Here is a 10,495-nt window from a genome sequence, read left to right on the forward strand (position 1 = left end):
GGACTCAACGAACATACCTTTTTGAAGATTTTTTACAGCAATCTTTAAAGACAAGTTAAGCTCCTATCTCATAAAGGTTTTCTATGTAGTTATTGTAGATTGTAGCATAAAACCATGTTGGTAAATTTTTGCCCTTCTCTTTGAGGCATTATTTTTGTTTACAGCACACCGCTTAATTAGGCAATGTCCCTGAAGTTTTTTTAGACAAGTTTTAATTTTGAATTGAGCACAGATTTTTCAATTTTACTTCGATCTTACCCCCTCTCCCGTGCTATGAGCTTTGATAGTATGGTGATGCTTTTTGCGGGAGAAGATCGCAAATCTATTTTAAAATTATACAAAGAATTAAATTCGTTCTTAGAATTACATAGATAAGCATAATCTACTAAACTATAACTTAGTAATTCTATTTAAAATGAGGCTAATAATATGTATAAGAATATTTTATTTGCGACAGATTTATTAAATGAGCATAGTCATCTTGTTGAAAAAGCAGCAAATATTGCCAAACAATTCAATGCGAAATTATATCTATTGCACGTAATAGAATTACCAACGAGTATATTTATAGCACAAGGATTGGGTTTTACTGAATTATCCAATCCCTCAAAAGAAGATGCTCAGACGGTATTATCTTTGATAGGAGAAAATTTACAAATACCTCCTGAACAACAATTTGTAGAAATTGGCTCAGTGAAAGAACAGATACTAAACAAAGCAAAGGATTTGGATTGCCAACTAATTATTATAGGCTCGCATGCTAGCACAGGATTGCCTTCTATTTTGGGTAGTACGGCTCATGCAGTAGTAAATCATTCTGCTTGCGACGTATTAACACTAAGAGTAGAGTAAAATAAGCCTGCCTTAAAAAATAGGTTTCCAATCTCTTTATTTCCCTAAGAGGGTTTGAATGGGAGTTGAGGTTGCAAAAAAAATTTACTTCTTCTTGCTTTTCACCCATTGCATGAGTCGCTTTTTCTTATTCACTTGTCTTTGGGATAGTTTATTTTTTTTATTGGCAAAAGGATTGTGCCCTCCTTTAAATTCAAGTTTTAAAGGTGTGCCAACTAATCCCAAATGCTTAATGAATTCATTATTTAAATAACGTTTATAACTTTCAGGCAAAGCATCAAGCTGATTTCCATGAATCACCACTACTGGAGGATTATGCCCACCCAGGTGGCATAACGTAGTTTAATTCGCCGACCATTAACATAAGGTGGTGTATGTCTAGCACTGATATCTTGTAATAACCTAGTCAATCTAGGAGTGGAAAAAGATTGTATTGCTGAGTGGTATGCTTCATTAATATCTTTAAATAAGCCGCCTACACCGCTGCCATGTAATGCGGAAATAAAACGGATTTTCGCAAAATTAGCAAAATGTAATCTTCTTGAGAGTTCAGACTTTACATTTTCTTTATGATCTTCTTCTAACCCGTCCCATTTATTTACAGCAATAACTAATGCCTTACCGGATTCAATAATAAACCCAAGCAAATTCATATCCTGATCAGTAATACCTTCTTTAGCATCAATGAGTAACAAGCACACATGTGCTTCTTTTATAGCCTGCAAGGTTTTAATGACAGAAAATTTCTCAATTTTTTCATCAACCCGTGACTTTCGTCTGACTCCTGCAGTATCAATGAGGATATATTGCTTATCTTCTCTGATGAAAGGAATTGAAATGCTATCTCTCGTTGTTCCAGGCATATCATAGACTACAACCCTTTCTTCACCCAATATTCTATTAATCAAAGTTGACTTTCCAACGTTTGGTCGTCCTGCAAAAGCGATTTTGATTACATTTTCAGTAATTGGTTCATGTGTATCAGGATTAAATGGAGCCAGAATTTTGTCAAGTAATGCATTAACACCGCCGCCATGAGAGGCCGATATTGGATGACTATCTATAATTCCTAATGATTGAAAATCAGCACTAGCCAGATCTTCATTCAAGCCATCTGTCTTATTAACAACCAAGTAGATTTTCTTATTTAATTTTCTTAATGTTTGCGCTATTTGCTCATCTATACCAGTCAAACCGGATCGACCATCAACTAAAAAGAGGATCACATCCGCTTCGTTTAAAGCTATTTGGGATTGCTTTGACATCAACGTGTCAACTTCAATGTCGTCAACTCCTATACCACCTGTATCGACCACGATAAAGGTCTTATTCTCATATTGAGCTTGCCCATATTGTCTATCACGTGTCAAGCCTGGGAAATCAGCTACTAACGCATCTTGTGTCTTGGTAAGTCTATTAAATAAAGTAGACTTACCAACATTAGGGCGCCCAACTAAGGCAATCACCGGAATCATATCACTAACTCACTGCAAGTTGATTGAGCATTCCATTGTCGGTTAACACATACATTTTTTTACCTGACACACTTGGTGCTACTGCTACCCCACCTGATAATTGAGAACGTCCCATTAATTCACCGGTTTGAGTTGATATAATATGCAAGTAACCTGTCTTATCACCAACTGCTAAATCGTCGCCGACTAATACAGGAGCAGTAAGTCCTCTTGCTTTTAAGGCAGTTTGTTTCCAGTTTACTTGACCTGTCTGACTATTTAAAGACCATAGCACGTCATTGCTGTCCGTAAAATATAGGCTGTTGTGGCTTAATAGCATGTTTTTATAAACAGAGGCAGGCTTTCTCCATATAAACTGGCCATCAGAAAGCGATAATGCTCCGACATATCCTTGATAACTTGCCAAATAAGCAATGTTATTACTTATAATAGGATCTGAGTCAATATCCACCAGACGATCCACATCACTTGCACCTATCCCATAAGCGATACTTCTTTGCCAAATTAGCCGTCCAGTCTGCAACTCCAAAGCATCTAATTTACCATCCGAAAAACCTATCAGAACCAAGTTATCCACTATAATTGGAGAGGAGCTGGCTTTTAATACTAAACTTGGAGAACCATGATCTGCAACCCAAAGTTGTTTGCCATTTACAGCATCAATTGCATAAACTTTGCCATCAATAGTCTTTGCAATAACTTTTTGATGAGATATAGCTGGAGGGGCTAAAACTTCTGCTGATACCTTGTTTTGCCAGATTTCTTTACCGTCGGCTTGATTTAGTAATACCAGTGAGGAGGTGCTGGTTCCTACAACTATAAAACCATCTGCTACTGTTGGACCACTTACTATATTACTTTTTAATAATGTAGACCATTTTATCTGTCCATCTTTCTTACCTACTGCTTGCACTAATCCGCTTGCGTCAGCAGTATAGACGATATCGCCGCGTATTACTGGTCTAAGATTTAAATACTCGTGACCTTTGTGAGTTTTACCAACTGGTGTTGCCCAATTTTGTGCTATTTTGACTTTGGTTTGAATGTCCTTTAATTCTTTTGGTTGAGGAGTATTATCCTTACCTAACATGTAGTCATCTATACGGTTACAACCTTGAATCAAAGTAAAAAGCACTAAAATAAATATTCTCATTTTCATAAGCTAAAAAACCTTCATTAATAAAATTATGCTGCTTTTATCTTTTTATCATCAGTAATCATAGATTGAGTCTTAATAGCCAACTCATTCGTTTTCATCTCTAAAAACAAATTCCCCATTCCATTGGTTCGGACCTCATCTATAGCGAGCCTATAGGCATTAATTGCATCTTGATATTGGCCCTTGGCGCTATAAATATCTCCTTTCAATTCATTAATTACTGGGAGGTAAGTCTTGTCTTCAATGACGCTTAACTCATTCAATGCATTAGTATAAGCTTTATCCGCAGCTAATAAACGGGCGATACGTATTTTAGCTACTTGTCTTAAGGGGGTCATTTTACTTTCGGTAACAACTGCCTGTAGTTCATTCCTTGCTTCTTCCAGTTTATTTTTGGCAACATAAACTTTTGCAAGCGTCATATGTGCCACATCAGCATATATTGTGTTTTTGTAGTCCTTGATTAACTCATTGGCATAAGCTCGAACTGATTTTATATTCTGATTAGAAAAGGCAATCATCATATTCTCATAAGCTATAGAAGCTTGTTGTTTAATTTTATCCTGGTGCCAATTTATGTATCGGTACCCGGCAATACAAAGAAGAATTAGTGATAAAAGAATGGTTACCATATTACCATATCGTTTCCACCATTTTTTAATAACTTCTAATTGTTCTTCTTCTGTCATGTAAACAGACATAATACTCTCTCCTGCCCTCAAGATAGATAATCTTGTAAAAACTGATTTACTTTAGTCATGGATATAGACATTTGTTCTTTTTCATCTCTTAAATCTTTGATACTGACGCATTCCTTAGCAATTTCATCTTCTCCCAAAATCAAAGCCAAACGTGCTCCGCTTTTATCCGCTTTTTTAAATTGACTTTTAAAACTTCCTCCAGAAGTATTAGTAATAATTTCAATGGATGGGTGCGCATTACGAATTGACTCGGCCATAACAAGGCCTTTCAATATTGCTTCTTCGCTAGTAGCAATAATAAATACAGATTGTAAGTTTTTCTTTGTGTTCAATAATCCCAAAGTTTCCATTAAAAGATATATTCTTTCCATGCCTAACGCAAAGCCAATAGCAGGAGTAGGTGTCCCACCAAGAAATTCTATTAGCATATCATATCTACCACCCGCACAGATGGTGGCTTGGCTGCCAAGTTGATCGGTTACCCACTCAAAAACCGTTTGTCCATAATAATCTAATCCTCTCACTAAAACAGGATTAATAGTATAGGGAATACCAAGAGTTTCTAATCCAGCGCAAAATGATTGAAAATGTTCTCGGCTTTCATCTCCCAATAGATTAATTAACTTAGGAGCATTATCAATGAGCTGTTTTAAAGCTGGATTCTTACTATCAAGAATACGTAAAGGATTCCTATCCAATCGTTTCTTGCTGTCCTCATCAAGCATATCAAAATGATCGCGTAGATACTCTACCAGAACAGAGCGGTATCTTTGACGCTCAGACAACTCGCCCAATGTATTTATCTGCAATTGAACAGAATGAACAAAACCAAGCTCCTTCCATAATCTGTAGCAAATGGAAATCAATTCCAGCTCAATAACTGTTCCAGCAATTCCAAGCGCCTCAACTCCAAATTGATTAAATTGACGATACCTACCCTTTTGAGGGCGCTCATGACGAAACATAGGACCTAAATACCACAATTTTTGTTGCTGGTTATGTAATAAACCATGTTCTATACAAGCACGAACGCATCCTGCCGTACCTTCTGGCCTAAGAGTAATGCTGTCACCGTTCAAATCATTGAAAGTATACATCTCTTTTTCAACGATATCAGTAATTTCACCAATTGTTCGTTTAAACAACTGGGTGCTCTCAATAATTGGAAACCGTATTTCATTATAACCGTATCGTGAAAGACAATTTATAAAAGTTTGTTCTATAAAGCGCCATCCAGAGGTGCTATCAGGCAAAATATCATTCATTCCTCGGATTGCTTGAATCTTCTCAGCCACCGCGTTTCTCCAAAGGTGTCATTTGTGTATTGCTATTACTAGGCATCAATAACGACTCCATTTTTGACAAATCAGTCAATTTAATTTCAGAATTACTTTCGTGTATTGATAAATTGACGGCATGTTCTTTGGGTGTGTATACAGCTTGACTATCCCTATTCTTCTGCCACCAGACACCAACAGCAACTAATACCCCAATTGCAAATAATATTGTGAACCATTTTATAAAATGCTCTGCATTATGCGACTCTTTTTTGCTTTGCCATAGAGCACGCTCTGGCTTTTTTTCAAAGGAATATCGTGCATTAAAAACAGCCAAAAACGGCTCTGGTGGAATTCCTAATAGTTTTGAGTAAGCACGCAAGTACCCTTTTACAAAAACTGGTTCAGGTAATAAATTAAAATCACCTGCTTCAATTAACTCAATGATATGAGTTCGTAAGTGAAGCTTGCTAGCAACATACTCAACAGAGTATCCTCTCTGCTGCCGAATAACGGCTAGTTCATGACCAGGATTGATAATTTCATTGTTGTTTGTTTCATCCATTGGTGCTGTCATATTCATCATTTACTCCACTAATATTACCAGTTGGCTGCATTTTGCCTAAATTGCTTTCATATTCTGCCGCCAGACTATATTGATCTGTTTTATTAGCTATATCTTTTGCTAATGCAAGAAGCACTTTGTCATTTAATACCAAATCAGGATGCTTTTGAAGCAGATCGAGAGCTTCCTTGTCATGCTCCATTTTACTTTGTAATTTTACTAATTCATATAGCGACTCTTTACGTGATGGATCCTGATTCAAGGCTTTTGTAAAGTACAACATCGCTTTTTCATCATCAGGAACTGCCATAGCACACAACCCTGCATTTTCGTAGGCTCCTGAAGTATTAACATAGTTTTGATCTTTAACAGCTTTTAAAAAATAAATTTCGGCATTTTTATAATCTCCCTGTCGGCATAGGAATGCACCATAGTTATTGAGTTGTGCACCATCGTTTCCCGACAACAATATAGCCTTGTGATAATATAATTTTGCTTGATCCAATTCTTTGGTTTGTTCAAAATAATAGCTAACGCAGCATTCACATCCGGGGATTCTGGCTGTTGTTCAAGGGCTGTTAGGAGTTTCTTTTTTGCTCTTGGCCTATCTCCCTGCTTTAAATACCCTAATCCTAATTGCATGTTAAAGGTGGCAGCTCGGCTAAGGTCTATTTTTTTATTACTACTCTGTTCCGTGTCTTCTGAATGTTGACATGCTTGGACTAGCAAACACATCAAAATCAATAAATATCTCAAGCCTTTTAGCACAATTTACCACATTAGGTTAGAAATGATTTTGCATTATAACCACTTATGTCCAAATTAAAAATGATTTGTCGCTATTTAATATGGGTTCAGTATAAGAAAATAAACTTTTCGTGGGCGATTGTAACTCATAATTAATCTAAAGAAACACTTATATCACTTGGCTTATTATTCTTGGGAATGAAATGCAACTTTTGCCATCGCTGGGATCTACTGGTTTTGTCTTTTACTTCACCGGCAAGTTGACCGCATGCTGCATCAATATCATCTCCCCGTGTTTTGCGTGTAATGGTATTAATACCATGCTTCATTAGCTTTTCTCTAAATGCATCGATAGTCTCTTGAGATGATCGCTCATACTGTGTTAATGGAAAAGGGTTAAATGGAATTAAGTTAACCTTTGCAGGCACATTCTGCAGTAATTTAATTAACTGATTAGCATGCTCTGGCTGATCGTTGACACCTTTTAGCATGACGTATTCGAATGTGACCTTTCTTCTTGGTTCGTCTTTAAAATATTGTTTACATAAAGACATTAATTGAGCAAGTGGATATTTTTTATTAATTGGTACCAATACATTACGTAATTCATCCGTTGGAGCATGTAATGACACTGCTAAAGCAACTGGACTTGCTTCACGCAATCGTTCCATTTCTGGTAACACGCCAGAAGTGCTTAGGGTAACACGTCGTTTCGATAGTCCGTAAGCAAAGTCATCCATCATGATATTCATTGCAGAAACTACATTGTCAAAATTTAATAGAGGCTCGCCCATGCCCATCATAACAACATTGGTTATGCGTTTGTCGTGAGTTCCTTGTGTAAAAGATAACTCTCTAGCGGCTAACCATACTTGCCCAATAATTTCTGCTGTTGATAAGTTCCTGTTAAAACCCTGTTTTGCCGTTGAACAAAATGAACAATTTAGTGCACAACCAACTTGTGATGATACGCAAAGTGTTCCGCGATTTGACTCTGGAATAAATACTGTTTCAATACAATTTCCGCAGTCTAATTTTAATAGCCATTTATGTGTGCCATCCATGGACTTTTGACAGGCAACTATCTCTGGTAATCCGACATAGGCTAATAGGGAAAGCTTTTCTCTTAAAGTTTTCCCTAAATTCGTCATTTGAGCGAAATCACTGAGGCCAATCTGATGAATCCATTGGAATAATTGTTGAGCTCTAAAAGGCTTTTCACCCCATGTCATCAACAGTTCTCGTAATTGTGAGTAATTGTAATTTAATAGATTCACTCTTTGTTGGCTCATTATCACCCCAAACTGCCTTTATCTATCACATAGTTCATGTGGTTCAAAGAAAAATGCTATTTCACGAGCAGCGTTTTCTAGACTATCCGATCCGTGCACAGCATTCGCATCTATACTTTCAGCAAAATCAGCACGGATGGTACCTGGTGCTGCCTCTTTAGGATTGGTAGCGCCCATAATTTCTCTATTTTTAATTACTGCATTCTCTCCTTTTAATACTTGAATCATCACTGGCCCAGAAATCATAAACTCAACTAAATCGTTAAAAAAGGGGCGAGAACGATGAATATCATAAAAATTTTCAGCTTGTTCACGTGAGAGTTGCATCATTTTGGCAGCAACAATATTCAATCCAGCATTTTCAAAACGGGTATAAATTTGGCCTATTACAGATTTTGCTACAGCATCAGGTTTAATAATTGATAAAGTAAATTCTTTTGCCATCATGCACTCCAAAGAGGTTAAGTTAAAAATGCATTATTATACACGAAATACCGCTTATGTGACTAATAAAAATTCATCTATTCTTTTCTTTTGATACAAATAGACTGGGTCTAAGATCGTTATAGTACTATCACTTACCCTCTTCATTCGCGGCTTGTCTTAAGAATTGAGATGATCTTGCAAACATCAGTTGACCTAATAGAAACCCAGAGTACATAAATTGACCTAAATTTTTTCGCCAATCGTTTTATCAAAATATAAAGACTCTCTATTAATCGAATCTTGCTCTGAGTCAATTTTGTACTCAGGTAATAATTTAATTAGTTCAGTAATACGGAGTATCGCTTCATAAAATTGAGTTCTAAATGATTTTGCTTGTTGCCCCATTGTATTAGTTCGCTCAATAAAATCATCAAGATTTGTATCCAACAATTCAATAATTTGAAAGAGCTCGCTTAGATTCGTTAATAATGTCTTTTTGAATTCCTCTGTGGATGCAACATTTAATAATCGATTTAATTTGTCAATAAATTGGTATTGATCACTTTGAGATGGTGATTTAACAAGAGCACTAGATATTAATGCCTTATTTAATGTTTTTCGTATTGAGCTCTTTTTAATATCTGGGTTAATATTTTTATACATGGCATTTAATTTGGAGAGAGCTATTTCCAATTTTGCGTTCCAATCATGCCCTATTTTCATCAATTTTGCTTGGCTTGAGGCAATTAAACTATCTTGCTCCAACTCTAACGCATGAAATTCTTCACCTAATTGCACTAACTGCTGTCTTTCATTTTCTAACGACTCTCGAGTTCCAGCCCCTTGAGTGCCTGGTTCTTTGCTGCTTTCGCCTGATAACAAATAGTCAATGAATAATTTTTGTGCATAGATATGATAATCACTCGCTTGCTGAAGAACTATTCCGTTAAGAACATTTTTTAAAGGGACTTGTAATAGATGGCGGTAAAAGCTAAATGGAGTATTAATAGCCTCTAATAGCTCATCATGTGATAGTACTATGCTATATTTTTCCAATATTCGTTCAGCAGTAATTACTCCATAAGTAGAAAACCATTGGTTCAATTCAGCATCTTTTTGCATGTCGTCCATTTTTTATCCAATTTAAAATCTTTGAAGTATGTGATATAAGGGCTATTTATTTAAATAGTATAGTGTATTTACCATGTTAAAACGATTAGATAATGATTTACAAATATTAAATGACTTCCTTCGAGTTAAAACCCCCAAACCATGGCTGTCATATGCTGCTCAACAAATCCCTCTTTTATTACTTGATCATGCTCATTGTGAGAGAAAGGCAGCAGGCACCGCAATTAACTTTATAAGTAAATATCCAGAAAAATCAGAGCTGATTAAAGTCATGGCACCATTAGCAAGAGAAGAATTACTGCATTTTGAAAAAGTCATTGATATTATGAAGCAAAAGGGAATTGCCTATGCCCCCTTGCAACCATCAAATTATGCTTCAAATTTACATAAACATGTTACCAATAAAGACAGCATTGAACGATTGTGTGACCAATTAATTATTGGCGCTATCATTGAGGCTCGTTCTTGCGAACGTTTTAATGAGATAATACCCTACATAGAAGATCGCGAACTAGCTAGGTTTTATAAATCTCTAGTCAAATCGGAATGCCGACATTTTGAAGAATATATGAATTTGACTAGATTTTATGGAGGAGAGATTGATGCACGTATATCAGAATTCTTAGAAATAGAAAATGATTTTATTATATCAAAGGATACGGTATTTCGCTTCCATAGCGGTCTCCCACCATCTGCTTAGATGAATAATTAAAGCAGTCTCTATATTCAAGCCCTGGATTGTATGAAAAGCTGAGTCCTGGGGTGTGACCTCGCATTAATGTAAGAATATTTCTGAGCACTCTCTTTCTATGGCCAATTTAAAACCACTCAAATCTTTTATATTCAATTAATTCATATATAATTCCTTCT

Annotated in this window: 9 protein-coding genes and 2 pseudogenes; 2 read left to right on the top strand and 9 right to left on the bottom strand. The window is 36.0% G+C overall.

The features are described from left to right. Positions 1-429: 429 nt before the first annotated feature. Positions 430-852, top strand: a complete 423-nt coding sequence (locus OK13_RS12580; protein WP_035891311.1) for a universal stress protein — start codon at positions 430-432, stop codon at positions 850-852. Between the two features lie 84 nt (positions 853-936). Here the strand turns inward: OK13_RS12580 and der are convergent. The 9 genes and pseudogenes from der to OK13_RS12625 form a co-directional block, all read right to left on the bottom strand. Next, positions 937-2,327: pseudogene (gene der, locus OK13_RS12585) on the bottom strand (ribosome biogenesis GTPase Der). 4 nt (positions 2,328-2,331) lie between these two features. Next, positions 2,332-3,486: an outer membrane protein assembly factor BamB gene (gene bamB, locus OK13_RS12590; protein ID WP_035891314.1), complete on the bottom strand. Its 1,155-nt coding sequence runs from the start codon at positions 3,484-3,486 to the stop codon at positions 2,332-2,334. Positions 3,487-3,512: 26 nt separating this feature from the next. Continuing rightward, positions 3,513-4,187, bottom strand: a complete 675-nt coding sequence (locus OK13_RS12595; protein WP_035891316.1) for a YfgM family protein — start codon at positions 4,185-4,187, stop codon at positions 3,513-3,515. Between the two features lie 17 nt (positions 4,188-4,204). Continuing rightward, complete coding sequence (hisS, locus tag OK13_RS12600) at positions 4,205-5,482, bottom strand: histidine--tRNA ligase (protein WP_035891318.1); 1,278 nt, start codon at positions 5,480-5,482, stop codon at positions 4,205-4,207. Further along, positions 5,475-6,047, bottom strand: a complete 573-nt coding sequence (locus OK13_RS12605) for a helix-turn-helix domain-containing protein (protein WP_035891320.1) — start codon at positions 6,045-6,047, stop codon at positions 5,475-5,477. The genes hisS and OK13_RS12605 overlap by 8 nt, the downstream gene beginning before the upstream one ends. Then, a pseudogene (pilW, locus tag OK13_RS12610) lies at positions 6,022-6,797 on the bottom strand (type IV pilus biogenesis/stability protein PilW). Before pilW ends, OK13_RS12605 begins: the two are co-directional and overlap by 26 nt. Before the next feature lie 131 nt (positions 6,798-6,928). After that, positions 6,929-8,068: a dual-specificity RNA methyltransferase RlmN gene (gene rlmN, locus OK13_RS12615; protein WP_035891321.1), complete on the bottom strand. Its 1,140-nt coding sequence runs from the start codon at positions 8,066-8,068 to the stop codon at positions 6,929-6,931. An 18-nt stretch (positions 8,069-8,086) separates the two neighbouring features. Beyond that, positions 8,087-8,512 (bottom strand): nucleoside-diphosphate kinase, encoded by a 426-nt coding sequence (gene ndk, locus OK13_RS12620; protein WP_035891322.1) that lies wholly within the window; start codon positions 8,510-8,512, stop codon positions 8,087-8,089. A gap of 225 nt (positions 8,513-8,737) precedes the next feature. Then, positions 8,738-9,625, bottom strand: coding sequence for a hypothetical protein (locus OK13_RS12625; protein WP_035891323.1), 888 nt, complete (start codon positions 9,623-9,625; stop codon positions 8,738-8,740). Between the two features lie 73 nt (positions 9,626-9,698). On the opposite strand from OK13_RS12625, the gene OK13_RS12630 reads away from it, so the two are divergent. Beyond that, positions 9,699-10,325 (top strand): MiaE family protein, encoded by a 627-nt coding sequence (locus OK13_RS12630; RefSeq protein WP_035891324.1) that lies wholly within the window; start codon positions 9,699-9,701, stop codon positions 10,323-10,325. Positions 10,326-10,495 lie beyond the last annotated feature (170 nt).

This window comes from Legionella norrlandica (genome assembly GCF_000770585.1).
In the GTDB taxonomy this organism is placed as follows: domain Bacteria; phylum Pseudomonadota; class Gammaproteobacteria; order Legionellales; family Legionellaceae; genus Legionella; species Legionella norrlandica.

Excerpts from the sequence above, each read along its gene's own strand:
- OK13_RS12580 (WP_035891311.1), top strand. The coding sequence starts at position 430 with ATGTATAAGAATATTTTATTTGCGACAGATTTATTAAATGAGCATAGT.
- bamB (WP_035891314.1), bottom strand. The coding sequence starts at position 3,486 with ATGAAAATGAGAATATTTATTTTAGTGCTTTTTACTTTGATTCAAGGT.
- OK13_RS12595 (WP_035891316.1), bottom strand. The coding sequence starts at position 4,187 with ATGTCTGTTTACATGACAGAAGAAGAACAATTAGAAGTTATTAAAAAA.
- OK13_RS12605 (WP_035891320.1), bottom strand. The coding sequence starts at position 6,047 with ATGAATATGACAGCACCAATGGATGAAACAAACAACAATGAAATTATC.
- rlmN (WP_035891321.1), bottom strand. The coding sequence starts at position 8,068 with ATGAGCCAACAAAGAGTGAATCTATTAAATTACAATTACTCACAATTA.
- ndk (WP_035891322.1), bottom strand. The coding sequence starts at position 8,512 with ATGGCAAAAGAATTTACTTTATCAATTATTAAACCTGATGCTGTAGCA.
- OK13_RS12625 (WP_035891323.1), bottom strand. The coding sequence starts at position 9,625 with ATGGACGACATGCAAAAAGATGCTGAATTGAACCAATGGTTTTCTACT.
- OK13_RS12630 (WP_035891324.1), top strand. The coding sequence starts at position 9,699 with ATGTTAAAACGATTAGATAATGATTTACAAATATTAAATGACTTCCTT.